The sequence below is a fragment of the Arthrobacter sp. Y3221159 genome (genome assembly GCF_059089885.1).
The window spans coordinates 56,179-77,974 of the sequence record NZ_JBNHFC010000001.1 but is presented as its reverse complement, the minus strand read 5'-3'; the positions used below and the strand labels follow the sequence as shown (position 1 = coordinate 77,974).

At 65.1% G+C, this 21,796-nt stretch carries 21 protein-coding genes; 7 read left to right on the top strand and 14 right to left on the bottom strand.

Annotated features, from left to right (window positions below; all coding sequences use genetic code 11):
* Positions 1–28: 28 nt before the first annotated feature.
* Both AC5RT3_RS00330 and AC5RT3_RS00325 read left to right on the top strand, forming a co-directional pair.
* A complete protein-coding gene (locus AC5RT3_RS00330) occupies positions 29–793 on the top strand; it encodes an SDR family oxidoreductase (RefSeq protein WP_494051153.1) in 765 nt (254 codons plus the stop codon).
* 97 nt (positions 794–890) lie between these two features.
* Positions 891–1,640 (top strand): ANTAR domain-containing protein, encoded by a 750-nt coding sequence (locus tag AC5RT3_RS00325; protein WP_494051154.1) that lies wholly within the window; start codon positions 891–893, stop codon positions 1,638–1,640.
* Between the two features lie 272 nt (positions 1,641–1,912).
* On the opposite strand, the gene AC5RT3_RS00320 is transcribed toward AC5RT3_RS00325, so the two are convergent.
* The 8 genes from AC5RT3_RS00320 to AC5RT3_RS00285 form a co-directional block, all read right to left on the bottom strand.
* The gene (locus AC5RT3_RS00320) at positions 1,913–2,050 is read right to left on the bottom strand and encodes a hypothetical protein (RefSeq protein ID WP_494051155.1); all 138 of its coding nucleotides are present in this window, start codon (positions 2,048–2,050) and stop codon (positions 1,913–1,915) included.
* A gap of 100 nt (positions 2,051–2,150) precedes the next feature.
* Positions 2,151–3,491, bottom strand: coding sequence for a right-handed parallel beta-helix repeat-containing protein (locus AC5RT3_RS00315; protein WP_494051156.1), 1,341 nt, complete (start codon positions 3,489–3,491; stop codon positions 2,151–2,153).
* 26 nt (positions 3,492–3,517) lie between these two features.
* Positions 3,518–4,456 carry a carbohydrate kinase family protein gene (locus AC5RT3_RS00310; protein WP_494051157.1) on the bottom strand — a complete coding sequence of 313 codons (939 nt, stop codon included), beginning with the start codon at positions 4,454–4,456 and terminating at the stop codon, positions 3,518–3,520.
* Between the two features lie 35 nt (positions 4,457–4,491).
* A complete protein-coding gene (locus AC5RT3_RS00305) occupies positions 4,492–6,075 on the bottom strand; it encodes a glycoside hydrolase family 32 protein (protein WP_494051158.1) in 1,584 nt (527 codons plus the stop codon).
* A 39-nt stretch (positions 6,076–6,114) separates the two neighbouring features.
* Positions 6,115–7,167 (bottom strand): LacI family DNA-binding transcriptional regulator, encoded by a 1,053-nt coding sequence (locus AC5RT3_RS00300; protein WP_494051159.1) that lies wholly within the window; start codon positions 7,165–7,167, stop codon positions 6,115–6,117.
* Between the two features lie 67 nt (positions 7,168–7,234).
* Positions 7,235–8,185, bottom strand: a complete 951-nt coding sequence (locus tag AC5RT3_RS00295) for a carbohydrate ABC transporter permease (RefSeq protein WP_494010244.1) — start codon at positions 8,183–8,185, stop codon at positions 7,235–7,237.
* Complete coding sequence (locus AC5RT3_RS00290; protein ID WP_494010243.1) at positions 8,185–9,072, bottom strand: carbohydrate ABC transporter permease; 888 nt, start codon at positions 9,070–9,072, stop codon at positions 8,185–8,187. Before AC5RT3_RS00290 ends, AC5RT3_RS00295 begins: the two co-directional genes overlap by 1 nt.
* Positions 9,073–9,139: 67 nt before the next feature.
* Complete coding sequence (locus tag AC5RT3_RS00285; RefSeq protein WP_494051160.1) at positions 9,140–10,417, bottom strand: ABC transporter substrate-binding protein; 1,278 nt, start codon at positions 10,415–10,417, stop codon at positions 9,140–9,142.
* 372 nt (positions 10,418–10,789) lie between these two features.
* Between AC5RT3_RS00285 and AC5RT3_RS00280 the strand changes: the two genes are divergently transcribed.
* A complete protein-coding gene (locus AC5RT3_RS00280) occupies positions 10,790–12,124 on the top strand; it encodes a NosD domain-containing protein (RefSeq protein ID WP_494123244.1) in 1,335 nt (444 codons plus the stop codon).
* A gap of 523 nt (positions 12,125–12,647) precedes the next feature.
* On the opposite strand, the gene AC5RT3_RS00275 is transcribed toward AC5RT3_RS00280, so the two are convergent.
* Entirely contained in the window at positions 12,648–13,916 is a 1,269-nt protein-coding gene (locus AC5RT3_RS00275) for a glycoside hydrolase family 26 protein (protein ID WP_494051162.1), read from the bottom strand.
* 504 nt (positions 13,917–14,420) lie between these two features.
* Here AC5RT3_RS00275 and AC5RT3_RS00270 point away from each other — a divergent pair.
* Positions 14,421–15,299: a glycoside hydrolase family 25 domain-containing protein gene (locus AC5RT3_RS00270; RefSeq protein WP_494123243.1), complete on the top strand. Its 879-nt coding sequence runs from the start codon at positions 14,421–14,423 to the stop codon at positions 15,297–15,299.
* A gap of 107 nt (positions 15,300–15,406) precedes the next feature.
* The gene (locus AC5RT3_RS00265) at positions 15,407–16,069 is read left to right on the top strand and encodes a class I SAM-dependent methyltransferase (RefSeq protein WP_494051164.1); all 663 of its coding nucleotides are present in this window, start codon (positions 15,407–15,409) and stop codon (positions 16,067–16,069) included.
* Between the two features lie 760 nt (positions 16,070–16,829).
* Here AC5RT3_RS00265 and AC5RT3_RS00260 read toward each other — a convergent pair.
* On the bottom strand, positions 16,830–16,985 hold the full coding sequence (locus AC5RT3_RS00260) for a hypothetical protein (protein ID WP_494051165.1): 156 nt from the start codon (positions 16,983–16,985) through the stop codon (positions 16,830–16,832).
* Positions 16,986–17,291: 306 nt separating this feature from the next.
* On the opposite strand from AC5RT3_RS00260, the gene AC5RT3_RS00255 reads away from it, so the two are divergent.
* On the top strand, positions 17,292–17,642 hold the full coding sequence (locus AC5RT3_RS00255) for a flavodoxin family protein (protein ID WP_494051166.1): 351 nt from the start codon (positions 17,292–17,294) through the stop codon (positions 17,640–17,642).
* Between the two features lie 513 nt (positions 17,643–18,155).
* Here AC5RT3_RS00255 and AC5RT3_RS00250 read toward each other — a convergent pair.
* Entirely contained in the window at positions 18,156–18,374 is a 219-nt protein-coding gene (locus AC5RT3_RS00250) for a hypothetical protein (RefSeq protein ID WP_494123242.1), read from the bottom strand.
* Positions 18,375–18,600: 226 nt separating this feature from the next.
* On the opposite strand from AC5RT3_RS00250, the gene AC5RT3_RS00245 reads away from it, so the two are divergent.
* A complete protein-coding gene (locus AC5RT3_RS00245; RefSeq protein ID WP_494123241.1) occupies positions 18,601–19,326 on the top strand; it encodes a hemerythrin domain-containing protein in 726 nt (241 codons plus the stop codon).
* A gap of 248 nt (positions 19,327–19,574) precedes the next feature.
* On the opposite strand, the gene AC5RT3_RS00240 is transcribed toward AC5RT3_RS00245, so the two are convergent.
* From AC5RT3_RS00240 to AC5RT3_RS00230, 3 genes are all read right to left on the bottom strand, one after another.
* Positions 19,575–19,868 carry an acyltransferase family protein gene (locus AC5RT3_RS00240; protein ID WP_494123240.1) on the bottom strand — a complete coding sequence of 98 codons (294 nt, stop codon included), beginning with the start codon at positions 19,866–19,868 and terminating at the stop codon, positions 19,575–19,577.
* A gap of 267 nt (positions 19,869–20,135) precedes the next feature.
* Positions 20,136–20,657 carry an acyltransferase family protein gene (locus AC5RT3_RS00235; RefSeq protein ID WP_494123239.1) on the bottom strand — a complete coding sequence of 174 codons (522 nt, stop codon included), beginning with the start codon at positions 20,655–20,657 and terminating at the stop codon, positions 20,136–20,138.
* 185 nt (positions 20,658–20,842) lie between these two features.
* A complete protein-coding gene (locus tag AC5RT3_RS00230; protein ID WP_494123387.1) occupies positions 20,843–21,688 on the bottom strand; it encodes an SGNH/GDSL hydrolase family protein in 846 nt (281 codons plus the stop codon).
* Positions 21,689–21,796 lie beyond the last annotated feature (108 nt).

The window sequence follows — 21,796 nt, the reverse complement described above, 5'->3', positions numbered from 1 at the left end:
GGAGCCCCGCGGGCATAGGATTTTTCCTATGAGGATTGCCGTTGCAGGGGGAACCGGTACGGTCGGGCGCCACGTGGTGGAGCTCGCCAGGGAGCGCGGCCATGACGTGGCCAGCTTGAGCCGTGCCGATGGGGTGGACCTGGTCAGCGCCCGCGGGCTGGATGAGGCGCTTCGGGGCGTGGACACGGTGATCGACGTGTCTGGAATCAACAGCACGGCCACCAAGAAGGCCGTGGACTTTTTCACCAACGCCTCGCAGAACCTGCTGGCCGCGGAGAAGAAGGCCGGTGTGAAGCACCAGGTGGTGCTCTCGATCGTGGGCATCGACAAGGCCACCTCGGGCCTGTACGCAGGCAAGCTGGTGCAGGAGGACACTGTGCGGCACGGCGGCGTGCCGTGGACCCTGCTGCGGTCCACCCAGTTCCACGAGTTCGTGCCGCGCGTGGTGAAGACGGCCTCCGCCGGTCCTGTGGTGCTGGTGCCCAAGATGTTCACCCAGCCGGTGGCCGCCCGCGAAGTGGCCGAGGCCCTTCTGGCAGCGGCGGAGGCTGGGCCGCAGGGTCGCATCAGGGACCTGGGCGGCCCGCGGCTGGAGGAGCTCGACGGCCTGGTCCGCTCGTACCTGGACAGGACCGGCCAGCGGAAAAAGGTGGTGGAAGTCCCGCTTCCCGGCTTCATGGGAAAGGCCATGCGCAGCGGTGCGCTGATCCCGGCGCCGGGCGCCGCCGTCGGACGCCAGACCTTCCTGGAATGGCTGGAAGCAAGTAGCGGCAAGTACCGGCAGGAAAAGTAGAGTACCCACTACTCGTGCCCTGTCTTGGGGCGTCCCCTTAGATTCGTCTAAAGCCTGCTGCGGCGGGCGGGACCTGACGTTGAGTGGGGGAAGAAGCATGGCGGTACAGGCGGTATCCGGAGGCAAGCGGACGGGACACGCCGGTCTTCTGTTGGACCTGGTCACCGGCGCCGAGACGGACCTCGATTCGGTGCAGCGGCTGGCCGGGGCCGCCGCGGCGGCGCTCAGCGGTTCGGCCGGTGTGGACTGCGCCGCCACCCTGCACCGTGCGGGAACGCCGCCGGTGACGGCAGGGAGCACAGGGCCGGCGGAGTGCCTGGCATCCTCCGAGGAGCGGTACGGTGACGGGCCCATGATGCAGGCCGACGCGGGGCCGGTGCAGGTGGCAGCGGACGGTTCCTCCCAGCGGTGGGATGCATACCGACGGCGGCTGGTTGCGTCCGGCTACGGCGCGGCACTGGCGGTGCCGGTGGATGTGGGGACGCGCGTTTCCTGCACCCTGGTGTTCCTGGGGCCGGAAGGTTTCGACTTCACCCCGGACATGGTCAGCGAGGCCACCTCGTTCGCCGGGGTGGCGTCGCAGAGCATGCAGCTGGCGCTGGAAGTGCGCAGCATCCGGTCCGCCGGCGACAACCTGAAAGCCGTGCTGGAAAGCCGCACCTCCATCGACGTGGCGTGCGGGGTTGTTATGGGCCAGACGCGCTGCTCCTACACGGAGGCATTCAGTAAACTCGCCGGGGTGTCCCGGCAGCGGAACCTGAAGGTCCGCACCGTGGCCGAGAACATCCTCAAAGCCCTGGGCGGCGGCTCGCCGGCAACACGGTTCGAGCCCCCGGCGCTGGCCTAGGGCCAGACCTCTTATGCGTGCCCGAGCCCCGTGGCAGCATCGCCGGACAACCGCGTAGGCTGTTCCAATCACTGCAACCGGAAGGTGGAACGGATGAAGAATTTGGCGGTTGGGATCTTCATTCTCGCCGGGATCTGTTTCATCCTGGGGCTGGCAGTCGAAACATTGCGATTCCTCCTGGGAGTTGCCCCGGTACTGCTGATAGTCGCAGTTCTCCTGCTGCTCCTGCGCCGGTCCAGGGGGCGCCGTATCCCCCGCTAACGGCCGCCGGCCTAGCGGCTCAGCACGAAAATGGCGATGGCCAGGCCGACCACCAGGACGGCGTTCACGACGACGTAGGGTGGGACGCCCCGCTTGGCTTCTGTGGCCATCCTGCGGCGCCCGTGCTTGCGATTAATTACCTCTGCCATGCCCCGAATCTATGCAGCCCCCCGGGGCCGGCACCCGCGTAATGCCTACTCGTTTTACTAAACCCCACTACGTGCTCCCCCATCCTGCGGGCTTCCCCTCCTACAAGCCGATCGTCGGGGTGGCCCTGAAGGCGTTGGCGGTTTTGTCCAGGACAACCTGGGCGTCGCTTCCGGAATCAAGGATCGTGTTCCGGGCTGATGCGGCATCGACCATGACGGTCGTGACGGCCAGGCCCTCGGACGCTTCGGTTGCCAGCAGGGCGTCCACCTGGGCGGCGAAGCAGGAGTCACTCGACTTGGCGGAGACGTCCATGGCCACCACATGGTTGTTGGAGACAAAGTTGCCTGCCCCCGCCGCCAGCCTGATGATGACAGGCGTGGCACCGGCCGGCCGGATGCTCTGCGAGTCGACGACCTCGGAAAAGTGGTTGCCCACCACGGAGTTGTTGCTGCCGCTGATGCTGAGGAGCCCGGTGGAGTCGTCCAGTCCGTTGTCCACCCCCAGGAATGGGGTCCAAGGCTCGTGGTCGCGCAGGAAGTGGTTCGTGGCCACGAGGTTTTCCGAGCTGTTGTCCTCGAGGAGCACCATCCCCGGGTAGAAGGAATGCAGGCGGTTGTTGGTGACGCTGGAACGGGTGACCCCTTTGAAGTGGACGCTGCTCGCGCCCCGGGGGAAGACGTTGTTCGCGGTGATCAGGAGCCCGCCGTGGTTCTCGGCGTAGATCGAGCGGCCCTTGAAGCCGGCCCCCACCAGGTTGTCCGTGATCTTTGAGGCCTGTCCCCAGCCCCGCAGTTCAATGCAGCTTCCGCATTCGGCAATGAAGTTGTCGTGGATGGACAGCGCGTCTGCGTGGTAGATGGTGAGGGCGTGCTCCAGGTAGACGAACCCTATGCCGGTGATGCGGAACGAGTCGTTGGCACTCGCGGCATAGATGCCGGTCTTGCCGTTGACGTAGGTGTTTTCTGCATGCAGCTCCGAGCCGTCAGGGGTGAAGTGCAGCCCGTCGATGCAGAAGTTGGAGAACTCCACCGAGCTGATCCGCGGGCTTCCGCTCCGCTCGATGTAGAAGGCGGCGCCCTTGGCTTCCTCCCCATCCCCGGCAGGGGGAAGGTCCACGATGACCCGGCTTCCGCCCGGCCACAGCTCGTGCAGGTCCGGCCATTCATCTTCGGGCACGTTGAAGCGGATGCTCGACGACGTGAAGCCGTGCCCGGAGCCCTCGATCCGGAGGAAGCTGACGTCGATCAGCACCTGGGTGCGAAGGTGGTAGTCCCCCGGCGGAAGGTAGATCACCGCGCCCGGCTTGCCGCCGTCGTTCACGTCGGTGGCCGCCTGCCGTTCCTTGATGTCCGCGATGATGCTGTTGATGACTTCACCCACGTCCTTGGCCGGATTGCCGACCGGCCACGTGGTTACGTCGTAGTAGTTGTTGCTTGGCATGGGCTCTTCCTTTTGCGTTCTGGTTCTCATGGTGCCACCGTTTGATGCGCCGGGAGCCCGGCCTGCAGTTCCTCCGCCGTCGGCGGGTTGGCGCCGGGGCGGCTGACCGTGATGGCCGCTGCCCTGGAGGCCATCCGGCCCAGCGACTCCAGCACGGACGGCGCCAGCCCGTCCGCCCCGCGCATGAGGAGTCCGTAGACCAGGGCTGACATGTAGGAGTCGCCGGCGCCGATGGTGTCCGCCACTTCCGCAGCGACCGGGGGTACGGCCATCTGCGCGCCTGCCGTGGTGAGCAGGGATCCCTCAGCTCCGCTGGTGACGGCGACGAGCCCGGCCCCGAGGTCCAGGATGCGCTGTGAGACGTCCTCCAGGGACAGCCGCGGGTAGAGCCACAGTGCGTCCTCGTCGCTGAGTTTGACCACCTCCGTGAACGGGACGAGTTCCTCGAAGATGGTCTTCGCCTCGAAGTGGCTGCCGAGCAGGGCAGGTCGGATGTTGGGATCGTAGGTGACCATGCAGCGCCGGTGTGACTGCTCAAGAAGTTCCCTGACCACAGCCGCCCCCGGCGCCAGGAAGGTGGCGATGGAGCCGGTGTGCAGGACTTTGGGCAACGTCGCCGGGGCGATCCGCGCAAGGTCCCAGCGGATGTCGAAGTCATAGTGCGCCGACCCGTCGGACGCCAGTGTCGCCGTCGCCGTGGCGGTCCGGCCTGGCCCCTTGGAACCGGGCAGGAGTTCGACGCCGGCGCTGCGCAGGTGCTGCTCGATGGCCGCGCCGCGCGGGTCGTCGCCGATCGAGGTCAGCAACGCGGTGGCCGCACCTAGCCGCCCGAGCCCGTAGGCCACGTTTGCCGGTGACCCGCCGGGGTGCTCCACGGTGCCCGCGGACGAGACGACGATGTCCACAAGGGCTTCACCGACTACTACGACGTCAAGGCCCGGTTGGGGGTCATCGTTCGTGTACATTTCTTCGGACCTTTCTTGGATTGCCCATCCTGCCGTCAGGCAAGGGTTGAGACCGTGAGCTTCCGGACTATTGCCGGGCCTCCCGCGGCCGCCAGCCAGTTCTCCTGGCTTCCGGCGTCGGGGAAGATGAGGTCGGTCAAGACCACCGCCCCGCCCTGCGCAAAGACCTCCACCGAGCAATGGTCGGCGACGATCTGCAGCTTGAGGACGCCGTCCTCAAGAACCAGCGGCGCTGACTCCACGGACGAAAACTTTTCGTGGAAGCCCGTGTCCCCTGACCGGCGGCGGTCCAGGACGAGCCGGCCGGTGGCGGCGTTATAGCCCAGGACGGTGCCCGTGCTCCCGTCCTCGTTGGCGAACAGATGGAAGGCCACGTGCTCAGCACTGCCGGGCAGGATCTCCGCCTCGATGACCTGGGCGCTGCCGGGTGCCGCAGCCGGCAACCGCAGGACCGAGTCCTGCAGTTCGAACGCTTCCGAGATGATCCGCTCCGCGACTGCGGGCGGCCCGTCTACGGCAGGGTGGCCGGGCAGGACAGGCTGCTGGACCAGGCGGGCAGAGCCGCTGGCTGCGGTGAGGCGCACTTCGCGGGCGAGGGTCATCGAGGACCGCCAGGGAGCGGTGGGCAGCTGGTTGGCGTAGTCCCAGTTGTTCATCCAGCCGATGATGATGCGCCGCCCATCGGGAATGTTGCTGAAGGAGACGGAGGCGTAGCAGTCGCGCCCCCAGTCCAGCCACAGGCATTGCTGCAGGGCGGCAGCGGCTGCGGCGGAATCACCCAGGGCGCTGACCCCGGCCGGAGCCGCAACTGAAGAGGAGTCCGGGACGAACCGGGCGCCGTCGAACTCGCCCACGAAGTACTGGCCTCCGGAACCTCCCGCCACCGCACCCGGGTTGACGTTGACGATCAGGACCCATTTGACGTTGTCCTGGTCCCCGTCCACGGCAAGGGGAAAGAGATCGGGGCATTCCCATTCGCCCTGGTCTGCGTTCATGGGGCCAAAGTCGCTGAGGAAGTCCCAGGTCTTGAGGTCGTCCGAACGGTAGAAGACCACCTTCTGGTGCTGCGCTTCGACGGCCACCATAATCCAGCAGGGACTCTGCCCGCCCTCGTAGCGGAAGACTTTGGGGTCGCGGAAGTGCGCGGAGTTCCTGGTGAGGACAGGGTTTCCGCCGTACTTCTGCCACGTCATGCCGGCGTCGGTGCTGTAGGCCAGGGACTGCGCCTGCGTGCCGGAGTGTTCGGACGCGGCCTTGTAGGCGCTGGTGTAGATGGCCACGAGGGCAGGTGCGTCCGACGTGCCGAAGCCGGACGTGTTTCCGTGGTCCACCACCACGCTGCCGGAGTAGATGTCCTCGGTTTCGTCGCAGGCAATGGCCACGGGGTGTTCCGTCCAGTGGAGCAGGTCATGGGAGGTGGCGTGGCCCCAGGACATGTTCCCCCACACGTTGCCATACGGGTTGTTCTGGAAGAAGAGGTGGTAAAGGCCGTCGTGGAAGACCAGGCCGTTGGGGTCGTTCAGCCAGGTGTCCCGGGCCGTGAAGTGGATGGCGGGACGGAACCTGGCGGTCCCGGCCGGAGGTGTTTCCGGGCGTGCGGCATCAAGGAAGGTGGACATGTTGGTGCGGTCCTCTTGGAAAGTGGAAGGGGCTGGCTGCTAGGGCCGGGGAGCCGCGATGGAATCGCGGCGCACCAGCGGGCAGCCCAGGATGGTCGGGTGGAGTGCCATGAGGGTCAGGTCTGTCTTCCCTTCGACGGCGTCAATCAGGTGCTCGGTGGCCCAGGCACCCATCTCGTAGTGGGGCAGGGCCACGGTGGTGAGGCCCGGGTGGAGGTTGGCGGCGATCAGCTCCTGGTCATCGAAGCCGACCACCGAAAGGTCACCGGGGATGCTGAGTCCCAGCTCGGCGGCGGCGCGGTAGGCTCCCATCGCCATCCGGTCGTTGTAGCAGAACAGTGCCGTAGGCATGTGGGCGCGGTCCTTGCGTGCCAGGATCCGCCGGGCCGCCTCGTAGCCGCCGTGCACTTCGGAGACCTCGGACTCGACAGGTGCCGCGTCGCCGTCGAGCCCTGCTTCGGTCAGCATGGCCCGGAACGCCTGGAGCCGCTGGCGGGTGGCGGGGACATCGTCGGTGTTGTTGATGAAGCCCACCCGGGTGTGGCCCGCTTCGAGGAGCGCGCCCACGGCGGCGCGTGCACCGCCGTCCTCGTCCGGGATCACGGCTGTGATGTTTCCGCCTTTGGCCACCGAATCCACCAGCACGGAGGGCACGCTGCCGAGGTTGGCCGGCAGCTCCACGTTGCGGTGGTACATGGTGGCGTAGAGGATGCCGTCCACCCGGCGCTCCAGGAGGGCTTCGACGTCGGCCTGCCGGGATTCGAGGCTCGCCGAGCCGGAGGTGTTGATGATCATGAGGCCGTACCCCCGGGCCTTCGCGGCCTCGTCGGCGCCAAGGATGATGCGGCCGGCGTGGGGCGTGGTGGCAATATCCTCGCTCACCAGGCCCAGCATGCCGGTCCGCTGCGTGCGCAGGGCCTGGGCCAGGCGGTTGGGGCCGTAGCCGAGCTGCTCGGCGGCGGACTTGACCTTGTCCCTGGTTTCGGGGCTGATCCGGGCGTAGGAAACCTCGTTGAGCACGTGGGAGACAGTTGTCACGGAAACGCCGGCGGCGACGGCCACGTCCTTGATGCCGATGTTCTTGTTGCTCATCTGTGTCCCACGTCCTTATGGTTTGTCCGGTATGAGTAGGCTACCGACGAATGTCGGTTCCCCCTGGCTAGCCCTTGACGGCGCCGAGCGTCATGCCCGCCACGATCTTGCGCTGCAGGAGGAGCGTCAGCAGGATGACCGGGATGGAGTAGACGGCGGCCAGGGCCGTCATGGATCCCCAGTCCAGGCCGAACTGGGTCTGGAAGTTCGCGATGACCACGGGCGTTGTCTGCGAGCGGATGGCCGTCATCAGGAGGGCGAAGAGGAACTCGTTCCAGGAGGCCAGGAAGGCGAAGATCGCCGTGACGGCGATGCCGCCGGAGACCACCGGGATGACCACCCGCCAGAGGGCACCGAGCCTGCTGCACCCGTCCACGGTTGCCGCCTCCTCCAGGTCTTTCGGGACCGCTTCGAAGAAGCTGGACATCAGCCAGATGGAGAGCGGCAGGGAGATGGTGGTGTGGGCGATGGACAGCGCGATGGGTGTGTCGGCCAGGCCCACGGATCCCATCATGGAGGCCAGCGGAATGCCGATTGCCACCGGCGGGACCATGCGCGTCACCAGGGCGGCCATGATGAAGATCCGGCCGCTGAGCGTCTTGTACCGGGTGATGCCGTAGGCGGCGGGAACCGCCAGAACCAGGGAGAGCACTGTGCTGATGATGGCCGTCTGGATGCTGTTGATGAACGACGCCGGCACGCCGCTGCGGCCCAGCGCGTTGGCGTAGTTCTCCAGCGTCCACTCCCGCGGAAGGATGGTGGGCGGCACCGCAATGGTGTCGATCGGAGTTTTGAAGGACGTGAACAGCAGGTACAGGAACGGGAATCCGTAGAGCACCATGGCGGCCGCGAGGAGGACCCACAGCAGGGTGCGGGTGCTGCGCCGGCCGGCCTCCAGCCCTTCCCGGTTAACGCCGCGGCGCTTGCGGGGACGGACGACGGCGGGTGCTGCGGAAGGTGCCGCAGCCGCCCTGGCCGGGGTCCCGCCGTCGTGCGTGGTTTTTTCGGCGACGCGCATCAGTTGTCCTTTCCTGGCCGCCAGATGGTGGACACCGCGACGAACGCGACGGCCAGCATCGCCAGCAGGTAGATGGTGCCCATGGCGCTGGCCAGGCCCGGATCGCCGAAGCGGATCATGGTCCGGTAGATCAGCAGGCTCATGGTTTCCGAGGCGGACTGCGGGCCGCCGTTGGTCTGGATGAGGATGGTGTCAAAGGCCCTGGCCGCGTCGATGCCGCGGACCACCAGCGCGACGGCGATGACCGGCCGCAGCAGCGGAAGAATAATCCGGAACAGCAGGGCCGGTGCCCGGGCGCCGTCCAGCCGTGCCGCTTCGATCAGGTCACCCGGGATGTTCTGCAGCCCGGCGAAGAGCACCAGGCACATGAACGAGGTGGTCAGCCAGATGTCCGGGATGGCCACCGAGTAGAGCACGATGCCGGGGTCTGAGAGCCAGCCGATCTGGTTGGGGTTGTCCAGGATGCCCGCCTGGTGCAGGAGGGTTCCGATGAGGCCGAAGTTGTCGATCATCAGGAACTTCCAGAGCAGGCCTGCCACGATCGGGGCGATCATGAGCGGGTACATGAACACCGTCCGCCAGATCTGGGAGCTGCGGCCCAGCATGGTGAACAGCAGGGCCATGCCCAGGCCCAGGGCGAACTCGAGGGTGACCACCACCAGGGTGTACGCCAGGGTCCGCCAGCCCGCTCCCGTGAAGGCCTCAGATGCGAAGGCGCGGAAGTAGTTGTCCAGGCCCACGAAGTCGCGGGGGCCGCCGGCGATCGGGGAGATTTTGAAGAAGCTGTCCGCCACCAGGCGGAACAGCGGGAAGGCCACGAATATTGCCAGGAACAGCGCCGCTGGTGTCATCAGGAACAATGCGAAGCGGCGGTCGGAGATGCGCACGGTTTTCTCTTCCGCTGGTTGGGGCCGCGGCCGGCACCGGTGTGTGCAAGTGCCGGCCGCGGGGGTCTTACTTGAGGAGGTCCTCGATCTGCTTCTTGGCGTCGGCGAGGAGGGCGGCGGAGTCACCGCCGGCAACGGCCTTCTGCAGCATGGGAACCAGGACGGTGTCCACGATCTGCTGCCACTTCTCGGTGGCCGGGCGGGTGGCGGTGGCTTCACCGTTGAGGGTTTCGATCAGCGGCTTGAAGCTCTCGTAGCCTTCCTTGTCCTGGTACTTCTCGAACGCCGAGATGCGGGAGGCCAGGCCCAGGCTGGATTCGATGCCCTTGTCGTTGTAGTCGTAGGCGCACTTCACGAACTTCTTGGCCGCCTCGGTGTTCTTGGTGGCCTTCGGAACGGTCAGGTACCAGGGGCCGGGAACGCCGCCGACGCCGGCGGATCCGGCGATCATGGGGGCTGCGCCCACCTTGCCCGCCACCGGGGAGTCCTTGGGGATCTGCCGGTAGGCGTGGGCCCAGAACCGGGTCATGGCGGTCTGGCCCTGGTTGAACAGGTTCTGCGCTGCGGCCCAGTCAACCTGTGCTGCGCCGGAGGGAGCGTACTTGGCCAGGCCCACGTAGAAGTCCAGGGCTTCCTTGTGCGCGGCGTTGTCAACCACCACCTTGTCGCCGTCCAGGACCATGGGCGAGCCGGCCTGCAGGACGTGGGCCAGCCACTCGGTTTCCACGCCGCCCTTGACGTCCGTGCCGTACATGCCGTCCTTGGTGAAGAACTCGGAGATGTCCTGGTACTGCTTCCAGGTGGTGGGGGCAGCCAGCTCGTAGCCGTACTTGGCCTGGAAATCGGCCTTGTTCTTGGCGTCCTCGAACAGGTCCTTGCGGTACAGGATGATTTCGGCGTTGGTCCAGGCGGGCAGGCCCACGAAGTGCCCGTCCACGTTGGCTTCCTTGACCAGGGACGGGAAGATGTCCTTCTTGGCCTCATCGGTGAAGATCTCATCAATGGGCTGCAGGGCGTCCTTGAAGCTGGGCAGCCACACGGAGTCCAGGGCGGCCACGTCGAAGGAGACGTTGCCGGAGGAGAATTCACTGGAAAGCCGGTTGAACATGCCGTCGTAGGGCAGTTCGACGAAGTTGACGTCCACGCCGGCGTCCTGCTTGCACTGCTGGGCGACACCGGTCAGTTCGGCGTGGCCGCCTGCTTCGACCAGGACGTTGACGGTGTTGGTGCCGGCGCTTCCGGTAGACGTGGCCGGGCCTCCTGCGCCGCATGCCGAGGCGGCCAGTGCGACGGCGGTGCAGATGCCGCCGACGGCGAGCCTGCTGATGAATTTACGAGTGGACATCGCTGTCGACTCACTTTCTCTTGAACGGAATGGTGAGAGTGACTGGGGTCTGAAAAATCGTTTTGCCAAAACGACTTGGCACTCACGATAGGACGAGGAACCTGAGAGTGTCAAGGGTCACTGCTTTGCCAAAACCAAGAGAAATTTTGGCGTTGACAGCTGTTGCACCGCCCTCCTAGCCTCGAGGTATCCGGACGCCCAATCGTTTTGGCACACGCCTGGAAATTTCCGGCTCTACGGAGAGCAGGGACACTTCCATTTACAGACGCGTACACCGAGGCCATCAAGACCCGCCGCTCTGTGCTGCAAAAAACCAATGCCTTGCAGTTCCGGATAGCCCACACATTCCACTGTGCATTGAGGAGAAAAGCGTTGACTGACAAAAATTCGGTATCGGTGGACCCGAGCCGACGCAGGCTGTTAGGCGCTGGCGCTGTTGCCACCCTTACCGGAGCGCTGGCCTTCGGCGCTACAGCACCGGCACACGCCGCTGACAGCCCGGAAGAAACGAACATCTACGACGTCACCTCGTGGAAGATCAAGGGCCGGCCGGAGGTGACGGCACAGGTGGACATTGGTGCGGTCATCAACGACATCATCGCGGACATCAAGAGGCGCCAGACCACGGCGGACACCAGGCCCGGTGCCGTCATCACCATTCCCCCGGGAGACTACGATCTTCGGACCCAGGTGGTGGTGGACATCAGCTACCTGACCATTGCGGGATTTGGCCACGGGTTCTTCTCCCGCAGCATTAAGGACAATGCGGACACGTCCGGCTGGCTCGAGCTGCAGCCCGGCGGCAGCCACATCCGTGTCCTCACCCAATCAGCAGCGCCGCAGGCCTTCCTGGTTCGCCGGGCTGGAAGTCCCCGCCTGTCCGGAGTCGTTTTCCGCGACTTCTGCCTTGATGGCGTGGAGTTCCCGCCGGACGGCAACAGCTACAGGAACGGCAGGACCGGCATTGAAGTCGCCTCGGACAACGACTCCTTCCACATCACCGGCATGGGTTTTGCGTATCTGGAGCACGCGCTCATAGTCCGCGGCGCCGACGCCCTGCGCGTTCACGACAACATGATCGCCGAATGCGGCAACTGCGTAGAACTCACCGGTGCGGGACAGGCGACGATCATCAGTGACAACCTCATGGGCGCCGGGCCGGAGGGCGCCACCCTGCTGGCGGAGAATCACGAAGGTCTTCTCATCACCGGTAACAACCTGTTTCCCCGGGGCAGGAGCCTGGTCGAGCTGACCGGCTGCAACAGGTGCTCGGTGACTTCGAACAGGTTCCAGGGCTTCTTCCCCGGGATGATGCGGCTCACCAACAACTGCAAGGAAAACCTCATCACCGGCAACCACTTCCGCCGGGGCATGGAAGGTTTCCCGCCGTTCCTCGGAGTATCCAACGGCCTGGACGATCTGTACGGCGTGGTTCACATTGCGGGAGACAACAACCTCTTTTCCAACAACCTCATCGCCTACGATGTCTCGCCGGAGAGGATCGTCCCGCCGAATGCCCAGCCCACGATGGTCCTCATCGCCGGGGGCGACAGCAACGTGGTGGCCACCAACCATGTTGTGAGCAACGTCGAAGCACAGAACGTCGTCCTGGACGCTTCCACGGTCCGCTCGAAAGTGCTCGACAGCGGCCCCGCTTCCAGGGTCACTTCCTACAGCGCCGATACCGCCATCCGGCCTACCCCCTAGCCCGGAAAACGCCCTGCCAGAAGGCGGAACGCCCGGCAAGGGGAAAGCCCCTCCTAGGAGGGGCTTTCAACGTAGTGGTCAATTGTCATTCGGTAATGATCAGCGGTGATGCACTCCCCCTTCCCGGACGCCCCCGGCGCCCATCCGGACTATGACACGAACGATGTTAATAACACCGGACCGGGCGCGTAAAGGGGTTTGGGAGAGAAACTTCACCGGAAGTTGGACGTCACGAATCCTCCCGTTACCCGGCCAGGCACGCAGGCGGCTTTACGGACGACGGCGCCTTCGGTAGGCCTAAACCGGGCAGGGCTGTCGTGCAGATGATGGGAGACAGCGGCCCAGGCGCGACAAGCACGAGGAGCCTGCTCACCACTGCCCGGTGGCGAGCAGGCTCCTTGCATGAGGACATCCCGGAAGCCGTCCGTGCCGCTGCGGCCCGGATCACCGGAAGGGCCGCGGAGGACTTGGATGTCCATGTGGACTACTAGCACCTCATCAAACACCGCGCCCGAGTTGGTAGTTACTTCGGTCGGGCGGCCAAAGCCCGTGCCAGGGCTTCAGCAGATGAGCTGCTGCTGTTGATACGCCAGTCAGTTTCCTTGTTGAAGTGGAACCAGGTGACAGCTGTGACATCGCCCTGGGCAGCAAGGTAGCTGACCAATGAAGTGTTCCAGTCGGCTTTGGAGCCGCCCTGCTCGGCCGAGGACGTTTCAGCGATCAGGATCTGCTTGCCCGGCGCCAGGGTGCGGAGCTCTGACAGCCCTTGTCCGAATAGCTGGGAAGGCTCTTGCCAAGAGCTCCATGACGCTGATGTCCCCCAGTTGTAACCGTCCAACGCGACGGCGTCCACGTAGGAGGATCCGGGGTACAGCCCGGTCAGGGGCGTCGATCCCCAGTAGGGAACGTTAGGGTTCCAGACCCAGGTGATGTTGGACGCCCCGGTCGCTTCGAGCACGTCGTGGACATGCCGCCAGGCGGCGACGTAGTCGCCGGAGCTGTTGCTGTTGATACCCTCGGCCCAGGGGTACCAGTTGCCGTTCATTTCGTGCCCGAACCGCAGCATCACCGGATGTCCCCAACTGGCCAGCGCCTGACCCCAGCCCCGCAGGTAAGTATCGAAGTCTCCAGCGGCGATGCGGTCAAGGGCGTAGGCGGGCTGATCCGTGCCGCCGCCCCAGGTCCACGGTTCCCAAGTCAGCAAGGTAACAGCACCACGGGCCCGCACAGCATCGAGTTCAGTCAGCGGAGGCGCCTGGTTGAAGTCCTTGTAGGACAGTATGATCGAAGGCGCCTCCCCGGCCAGGGCTGCCACCTCATCCAGTTCTGCGCCGGCCAATGGTCCTCCGGGTGTCCCGACCCCGAAGCGCAGCGCGGCTGTGCTGATGGCGGCGGTTGTCGGGGCTGGTTCGGAGACCGTTGTCGTTTCCCCGGTGTCTTCGGTGGTGGTGGATGGTGAGCTGTAGGTGACAGTGAAACCCGCGACTGCCTGCGCTGCTCCCGATACAGCCTTGATGGCAACCGCCGGGTCGGTCGTCACCGGGATGACCACATCAACCTTGAAGTAACCCGAAGGACTGGTTTTGAACGGCACCTCATTGGTGCCACCAGTAACCGTGCCCAGGCTCTTTTTGGGAAACCCGGTCCCGGTGACCGTCACTGATGTTCCTGCCGGCCCCGAGGCCGGGTTCAGGCTGATGGCCGGGGTGGCGGCGTGAACGGCAGGAGCCGCACCGGCCAGCATCCCTGCCACCAGCGCCAGGACGCAGGCAATAAAACGAAGCTTTCTCATAAGACTCCCAGACTCCAGCCCCCTCCCCCGGTCTTGTCCCGGGGGGAAAAATTACGGGCACAGCAAATGCCATGCCTCATAAGTCTTCGCCCTGGCCTACACCAACACACGCCGGATCAGCGCAGGATTTGCCAAGGATCCTGTAAGCATCGTTTACGCGGCAGTGGCCGGGATGCGTTTCGGTGCTGGTCGTTCAAGGCCCAGCCCCCACCAGGAGCGGGTACTCCCCGCCGTCGGCAATCTCATTCGCTGCCGCCATGGCAGCCATGGCATCCTCTTCCTCGATCCTGACCTGGGAATCCCAGACAAGATGAATTCACCCCGGCCGTACGCCGCAGGCGACCGCCTACCCATCCCTTCGCTAGCGACCGAAATAGGGGGATTCGCGGTCTTTCACCCTTTGCCATGCCAGCGTAAAGTCTTACCACCTCCGGGTACGGGCCGGACGGCACGGCGCAGGACGCGCATGTACACCATAAGCAGCAGGTGACGGGAGCATTGGTCATGGCACGTTACGGGATGAAGATGGCTTACACGTTCCTGGCCCTTTTCGGGCTATTGGCCACAGGAACGGTTCCGGTGGCAGCGGCTCCGCCGTCCCAGAATAAGGACCTTGTGGGCATCGACATATCCTGGCCCCAATGCGACAAGATCAATACCCTTCCCACCGGGCAGGCTTTCGCGATCATAGGCGTCACCGGCGGACTGGCTAATAACAGCAACCCTTGCTTCGCTGAGCAACTCGCATGGGCCAAGAAAAATACCACCGGGCACCCCACCCAGCCCCAGATTTCTTTGTACGTAAACACGGCCAATTCTGGACATGAAGGCTCCTGGTGGCCAGCATCCAATGTGTATAAAGACGTGGTGGTCCCAGAGCCCTACGGTAAGTGCGAGCCCGCAAGCAAAGGCGAACTTGAAGGCCCGGTCGACCTTCCCTGCTCATACGTGTACGGCTACGCGAAGGCCTATGACGACGCCAAGGAACGAGGCGTGACGGACCCTGGCAGCTATTTCTGGTGGCTCGATGTCGAGACAGAAAACAGCTGGCAGACCGGCGAGGAAAACAGCACAGCCCTGAACCGGGCAACCCTTGAAGGGATGGTCGACTACTTCCAGACCATCACTGCCGGACGTACGGACGCCGAAGGCAAGGACGCCGGTGTCGGGATTTACTCGACAAGCTACCAGTGGGGAATCATCGCCGGGACCGTGCCGGCCGACAGCTCCCTCGATGGGCTGCCAAGCTGGCTGGCAGGTGCCAAAACCCTGCGGGGAGCGAAATCAAATTGCTCGCTTCCTGGCTTGACGCCCAGCAGCCCCGTAACAGTGACCCAATACGTATCGGCCGGACTCGACTACGACTACGCCTGCAAAAAATAAGCAGCTGAGCCGTACTTTCTACCGGGACTGCCGCTCTTGCCGTGGCTTCGTGCAACCGGAACTTCCTCCCAGTTACGATGACGACCTGACTACCCGGGAAGGTCGACATGCGCCAGACCACCAACAATGACATTACGAGAGCCTTCAACAGGAATGCGCCGCTTTACGACAGGTGGATGCGTCTTTTTGAACGATATATTGCCGTTGGAGCCCGGGCCTGGGCTGTATCGATGGCCCGCGGGAAGGTCGTTGAGATAGGGGTTGGCTCCGGCTTGAACCTTCCCCTGTACGGCCCGGACGCGCAGCACGTGACGGGGATTGAACTTTCCGAGGAGATGCTCGCCATCGCCCGCGAACGCGTAGCGAGCAAGCGCATCGACTTGCATCACGGTGACGCGCAGGCCCTGACCCTGCCGTCCGAAAGCGCAGACACCGTCCTTTCAACCTTCACTTTCTGCTCGATTCCTGATCCGCTGGCAGCCAGCCGCGAGGCTTACCGGGTGCTCCGTCCGGGCGGGTCATTCATACTGGCCGAACACGGCCGCCCCACCCACGCCCTCGGGCATCTGATGATGCGTGCAGTCGAACCGTTATGCGTGCTAGTGAGCGGCGAACACATCACCCGTAACCCCGTGCCATACCTCGTAGGCGCTGGGTTCACCGTCACCGAAGTCCAACGCGCCGGACCAGGCGGCATCATTTTTCAGATAATCGCCAGCAAGCGGCACCAATCTTCCCCCGAACCACAGGGGCCCGCTCGAATTACGTGAATCTGTTTCCTGAGCCACGACCACGCGATCGGCCGCTTCGCGGTGGATTAAGCACCAAAATCCACGCCTTGGTCGACGGTGAAGGCAGGCCTCTGCTGCTGGTTGCCCCGTGCAGGGCGAAGATGCACCCACGTTCACCCAGCTGATGGACCAGCTGAAAAGCAACCGCGCCGGTCCCGGCAGACCCGCACCCGCCCCAACCGTGTCCGCGGGTGAGGTGGCATCAGGACCCCCCGCCTTTGACAAGGAAGACTACAAAGGCCGCAACGTCGTGGAGCCAACTTCGATATCTTCAAACAGCGGCGGGCGCCGGCAACACCCTAGACAAACTCGCCCTCACCTACCGCGGCGGAGCGGCCCTCCGGGCAATCAGCATCTGGCTGACACGCCCTAGTGGCGGGCTTTTGCGCGGATCACTCCGGCTGCCAGGAGGCCGGCAGCCCCGAGTGAGGCCAGCATGCTGCCAAGGGCTACAACGTACTCAGTAAGCGTCATTGCTTCCACTCCCCTTCGAATCCGAACTGTCTGATGGCCACAAGCTACGCCCGGCGGGTCAAGGTTGGCCGAAGGATCGCCGCGGGTTGGGTCAAGATCTGAACAGGAGTTTCCGCCCGGGCGCCTATCCCGGTGAAGCCGCAGTCACGGGTTTCGCACGCTTGTCAGCAGATCACCAACCTGGCAATCGAGCACAGGGTCATGCCGCGGTCTGCCAGCAGATCGTCCAGGTGGCAGTGGATGTTTGACGACTCCTCCGCCGGCACTAGACGAGCCCCTCGGTGTCTTTCTCGAGCCGGCGGCCGTACTCGAAGACTCCCGCTATCAGGAGCATTGCAATGCCCACCATGGCCGGGGCGATGTTGAATTCCGCCGAGAACACCGCCGACTCACCTGGCGTGCGGGCGTCCGCACCGATCATCTCTGCGAGCCGGCTCCGGCCAACGCGAGACTTGCAGCCGGGCCTGACGGCAGGACTGGGACAGTTGCTTCCACCGACGTGAAATGCCCTGTGGCCTCCAGCGACAGGCCGGAGGCTGTCTGGTGCGTCGTGGCCACCGGAAGCGCCAGCGTCACCGGCCCGGTAAAGAGCCCGAGGGTGCAGTGCGGGTCTGAACCTCCCTTCCCGCTGCACCTGGTAAACGGGTGGCCCATCCGGGACGAATCGTGTCCACGAATCGCTTGCGGGCACCGCAGGTGGTGCCCGCCCGGCAGCCAGGGCGTCCAGGTGTCCTCGCTGCGGGTGGTGGACCACAACGTGAAGCGCGGCGTGCAGGTGGACACTGGCGACGGGGACGAGTGGCCGCAACTGCGGGAGCGGATCCTCGCGGCGGACATTCTCCTGCTGGCCACGCCCATCTGGATGGGCCACCCCGCCAGCGTGGCGCAGCAGGTCCTGGAACGGCTGGACGCGGACCTGTCGGAGGAGGACGACCAGGGCCGGCCGGTCATGTACGGCAAAGTGGCGGCCGTCGCCGTCGTCGGAAAGGAGGCTGGGGCGCACAAGAGCGTCGCGGACATGATGCAGGGCCTGAACGACGTCGGCTTCAGCAGGCGGCAGGAGTATCCGGCCAAGTAGGCCGCCCGGACGCGGGCACTGGGTGTTTCCTCGGTAGCTGCGCAGGTCCTGTGCCGGTTTGGTCCGGCGGACTCCCGGGGGTTCGGACACTTAACCTGCCCAAGCCTTGACGGTTTCTTGACGGCAATTTCGCGTCCGCTTGAGGATGACGGTCCAAAGTAGTTTCTGAAAGGCCGCGGCGCATGGGGGTGCAGCTGGAGCTGGGTCCAGTGGTACCGCAGCCTTGAGTCGGGAAACCGACGGTTTCAGCGCTTGGCGGTGTTGAGCAAACAGCACCGCCAAGCAAATCCCCGAAAAGTCGTGCTCTTCGTTATTCCTGGTTTCAGCGGGGCTGGCTCCGGAATGCTGCCGTCAGAACCAGCCCCGCCTTTCTTGGCAGGCGCCGCAGTTGGTATCAACGCAAGCCCCGCCGTCGCATCATCTTCTGGCAATGCCCGGGCGCGGGACAACGTCTTCCAGGTAAACAGCAAGCAACCATTGGGGGCCACGGGCCGCCGGCCCCACGTGGCGGGGTCAGACGGGGTTGTTGGAATCCAGCTCGTCCGGGTCCTGCTTGTCGCCGTAGCCCGTGGCTGAAGCCAGTCCCCCCACCTGCTGGCCGGCGTTGGTCAGGCCGGGCGTGAAATGCTCGTCCGGGGACGCCTCGTGCTCATCCAGCATTGCCGGGACCACGTCGTTGCGCAGGTGCTCGTCGTCCGGAAGGTCTTCTGTGTGTGGTGTCTCATCGCTCATCCCTCCAGCGAATCATCCCTCGGCCATGAGGGCAACGGCCAGCCGTGAAAACCGGAATGCGTGATTTATGGGCTTGCAGTTCCCGTCGTGTCCCGGAACTCCAGGCGCCCCCGGCACCCCGCAGGTTGTAAGTGACGCATGTCGGTCACCGTTGTCCGGCAGGAAGGCAAGCGATACCATGCTCGCGGGGAGAGGGCCTGGTCTCACGACGAGTTAGGGGCCCATCATGACCGACTTCTTCACCATGCAGCCCGGCGAGACCGCAGCTCCGCTTCCTCCGGGGCCGGTCCTGTGCGGCGGCTCGGCAGCCATGCGGCGGATCCACCGGTTCTTCCTGTGGGCGTACAGCGAGGCGCCGGGCCTGGTCCGCTCCGTCAATGCCGGCGACACCGCCCGTGTCGCGTATGTGGGCGAGGTGCTGGGCAACTTCGACAAGGTGCTCCATATCCACCACGAGGGCGAGGACCTGCTGATGTATCCCCAGCTGGAGCAGCGGGCCCCGGCGTGCGCGCTGCATGTGGCGCAGATGCTTGAGCAGCACCGGCAGGTCACCCAACGGCTGGAGGCCATCGAGCCACTGCGCCTGCGCTGGATGGAGACGGCTGACGCCGCTTTGGGTGGCGAGCTCGCCGGGCTTTATGAGGAGCTGTCGGCGGTCCTGAATGTGCACCTGCGGCGCGAGGTCACAGAGGTGATGCCCGTCGCTGACCGGGTGATGACCGAGGAAGAGAGCAAGGCCATCGGGCAGCACGGCGTCAAGCAGTTCGACAAGAAGTTCATGGTTGCCTACCTGGGGATGGTGCTGGCCACCAACCCGCCCGCGGATCGCAAGGAACTGTTCGCCGAGATCCCCGCGCCGGTCCGCCTCGCGTACAAACTCGTGGGGCGCCGCATGTACCGGAAACAGTACGCAACGCTCTTCCCGGGACGGCCGATCCCCGAGACGCTCTAGTCGCACAGGCTCCTGGCCGTCTGAAGGATGGCATTCCCGACGCCACCCGCCTAACCCAGGCCTTTGAATCTTGAGGAATTCTTGACCGTATCTGCCCCTCTTCTTGAGTTGTTGGGTGCACAGTGATGCCTGAAGGGCTGCCCTGCGGGACCAACACCCCTTCGATTACTTGAGAAACAGACTCGGGGCCGGTGACGGAGGCGGCGGATCAGCGTAGATCCGCAAAAAAGTCACCGGTCCCCTCATCTTTAAGCGCCCCGCCCCGCAGTAGCGAGTTGTCGCTCCGGCGAGCCATTGCGGACCGGACGGACGACGGCGGGCTCCAGCCTTTCGTTTGCCCAGCGCCGGAGCGGCCGCTCCACCAGGCGGAAGGACGCCCAGGCGAACACCACGGTGAGGGCCGCCGAGAGCGCGATGCGGATCGGCAGCTCCGGGACCAGGGGCATCAGCAGCAGGTACACGGGGATGTGCCAGAGGTACATTCCGTAGGAAAGGTCCCGGCCGGGCCCGGCAAGCCAGGGGTGGCTGAGGAACCGTGCCATGAACCCGGCTGGCTGCAGGACAAGGGAGCCGAGCAGCACAGCAGTCAGCAGGGAGAGCAACGTGGGCCCGGGAACCCGGCCTGATGCACACCAGCAGCAGGGCCAGGGCACACCCGATCAGCAGTTCATCGGCCCGGGTGTCCGGCCCGTTGTACAGCCGGCCCAGCGGCGCGCCGGCCATCACCAGCACGAACCGCTCCAGCAGAAAGGCCGCGGCCAGGCCGGCCGTAGCCCAAGCCGCGGTGCGGGCCCGCCAGAATCGCAGCATCACCAGCAGGAGCAGCGGCCACACCAGGTAGAACTGCTCCTCCACGGCGAGGGTCCAGGTGGGGCCGAGGGTTTCGCCGGTGATGGAGTTGCCGAACATCCCGAAGTGCGCCAGTTCATGACGTAGCCCGCCGCCGGCAGGACGAACTCCGCCTGCCCTCCCCAGCCCGATGCGGGAAAGACAAAACCCACCGCGAGGATGACCGCGCACAGGGCCAGCAGCGCCGGCCACAGCCTGGCCAGCCGCTTGGCGTAGAAGACCCCCAGCCGCAGCCTGCCGGTTGCCTGCCACTCCTTCATGATCAGCAGGGTGATTACGAAGCCGCTCAGGGTGAAGAACACGTCCACCCCGATGAATCCACCGGGCATCTGTTCGGTTGCCGTGTGAAAGAAGAAGACGCCCGCCACCGCGATGGTGCGAAGCCCGTCCAGGGCATGCTTGCGCCCTGAAATCAGCCCGCCTTCCGGGCTTGAGGGGCGTTCCGAAACTGACGAATTTCCGCTGCTAGACCTAAAAACCACTAAGCAAGCATATATAACGTTTCGGTAACTGCGCTGGATGAAGTCTGGACGCAGGCTGGGAACCAGCCCCGCCGGACTGCGATCCGAAGCGGCACCTCTCCCCTGCCCGCGGTGAGAGTTTTTGGGCAGATATGGCGGGCTGAGGGCCTTGGAAGTCGCCATATCTGCCCAAAAACTCCAGAGGGTTATTGGGTGAGGGCGGCCCAGGATTCCAGGAACTTTTCCGCAATGTAGGCGTGGCCGGCGGAGTTCGGGTGGGCACCGTCGGCGTCGAACCCCGGGCTGTTGGCAGGAGTGAACCAGCCGGCGTCGATGGCGTCAACGAACGGGGCACCGGCGGCCTCGGCGCCGGCGCGGACCGCAGTGTTCGTGGCGCGGAGCTCCTCCGCCAGCGGCTGGGGTGCCGAGGGTCCCAGCACCACCACTTGGATCCCCGGCCAGAACCGGCGCGCCGCCAGGATGGTCTGCGTGGTGGCGGCCTTGACCTCCTCGGCGTTGGGGATCTGGGCGTCGTTCTGGCCGCCCTGCAGGATGAGGACGTTCGGCACAAAGGACGGGGTGGCGGCAATCTCCTGCAGCCGGAGCTCGTACTCGCCGCCCAGTTCGTCCTGCGCTCCCCCGCCCCAGGCAAACCCGGTTCCGCCCGCGCCGTCGATGTTGGTGGGGTATCCCAGCGCGTTGGCAACCAGATAGGCCCAGCCCTGGTTCGGCGCATCAGCTCCATCCCCGGCCGTGTAGGAATCGCCCAAGATCAGGATCACCGGCTCGGCCGGCAACTCGATTCCCGCCGGCGGTGCGGTTGCAGTTGCCGTGGAAGTGGGAGTGGGAGTGGCGGTGGGAACCGAAGGAGAACTCGAGGCCACAGAGGCTGCGGGCGTGGACACCTGGCTGCTGGCTGGAAGAGGTTCCACGGCCGCGCCCAGGCCGCCCGGATTCATCAGCGCGAGCGCTGCCACCCCAAAGGCGAGGACCGCCAGCACCGCGAGTGCAGCGTACTTCATCCAGTCCTGCATGCGCCCGCCGTTTCTCATCACGCGGCAAATCCTACCGGTCCCGCGTCGCCGCCCACGGAAGGGGCACCGCCGGGGCAGTAACGGTGCAGTAACGCCCGTCTGATCGACTTATTCCTGTGGTTCCCT

Excerpts from the sequence above, each read along its gene's own strand:
- AC5RT3_RS00305 (WP_494051158.1), bottom strand. The coding sequence starts at position 6,075 with ATGTCCACCTTCCTTGATGCCGCACGCCCGGAAACACCTCCGGCCGGG.
- AC5RT3_RS00245 (WP_494123241.1), top strand. The coding sequence starts at position 18,601 with ATGACCGACTTCTTCACCATGCAGCCCGGCGAGACCGCAGCTCCGCTT.
- AC5RT3_RS00260 (WP_494051165.1), bottom strand. The coding sequence starts at position 16,985 with ATGATCGGTGCGGACGCCCGCACGCCAGGTGAGTCGGCGGTGTTCTCG.
- AC5RT3_RS00250 (WP_494123242.1), bottom strand. The coding sequence starts at position 18,374 with ATGAGCGATGAGACACCACACACAGAAGACCTTCCGGACGACGAGCAC.
- AC5RT3_RS00330 (WP_494051153.1), top strand. The coding sequence starts at position 29 with ATGAGGATTGCCGTTGCAGGGGGAACCGGTACGGTCGGGCGCCACGTG.
- AC5RT3_RS00295 (WP_494010244.1), bottom strand. The coding sequence starts at position 8,185 with ATGCGCGTCGCCGAAAAAACCACGCACGACGGCGGGACCCCGGCCAGG.
- AC5RT3_RS00275 (WP_494051162.1), bottom strand. The coding sequence starts at position 13,916 with ATGAGAAAGCTTCGTTTTATTGCCTGCGTCCTGGCGCTGGTGGCAGGG.
- AC5RT3_RS00240 (WP_494123240.1), bottom strand. The coding sequence starts at position 19,868 with ATGGCACGGTTCCTCAGCCACCCCTGGCTTGCCGGGCCCGGCCGGGAC.
- AC5RT3_RS00325 (WP_494051154.1), top strand. The coding sequence starts at position 891 with ATGGCGGTACAGGCGGTATCCGGAGGCAAGCGGACGGGACACGCCGGT.
- AC5RT3_RS00230 (WP_494123387.1), bottom strand. The coding sequence starts at position 21,688 with ATGAGAAACGGCGGGCGCATGCAGGACTGGATGAAGTACGCTGCACTC.
- AC5RT3_RS00310 (WP_494051157.1), bottom strand. The coding sequence starts at position 4,456 with ATGTACACGAACGATGACCCCCAACCGGGCCTTGACGTCGTAGTAGTC.
- AC5RT3_RS00320 (WP_494051155.1), bottom strand. The coding sequence starts at position 2,050 with ATGGCAGAGGTAATTAATCGCAAGCACGGGCGCCGCAGGATGGCCACA.
- AC5RT3_RS00300 (WP_494051159.1), bottom strand. The coding sequence starts at position 7,167 with ATGAGCAACAAGAACATCGGCATCAAGGACGTGGCCGTCGCCGCCGGC.
- AC5RT3_RS00285 (WP_494051160.1), bottom strand. The coding sequence starts at position 10,417 with ATGTCCACTCGTAAATTCATCAGCAGGCTCGCCGTCGGCGGCATCTGC.
- AC5RT3_RS00265 (WP_494051164.1), top strand. The coding sequence starts at position 15,407 with ATGCGCCAGACCACCAACAATGACATTACGAGAGCCTTCAACAGGAAT.
- AC5RT3_RS00315 (WP_494051156.1), bottom strand. The coding sequence starts at position 3,491 with ATGCCAAGCAACAACTACTACGACGTAACCACGTGGCCGGTCGGCAAT.
- AC5RT3_RS00270 (WP_494123243.1), top strand. The coding sequence starts at position 14,421 with ATGGCACGTTACGGGATGAAGATGGCTTACACGTTCCTGGCCCTTTTC.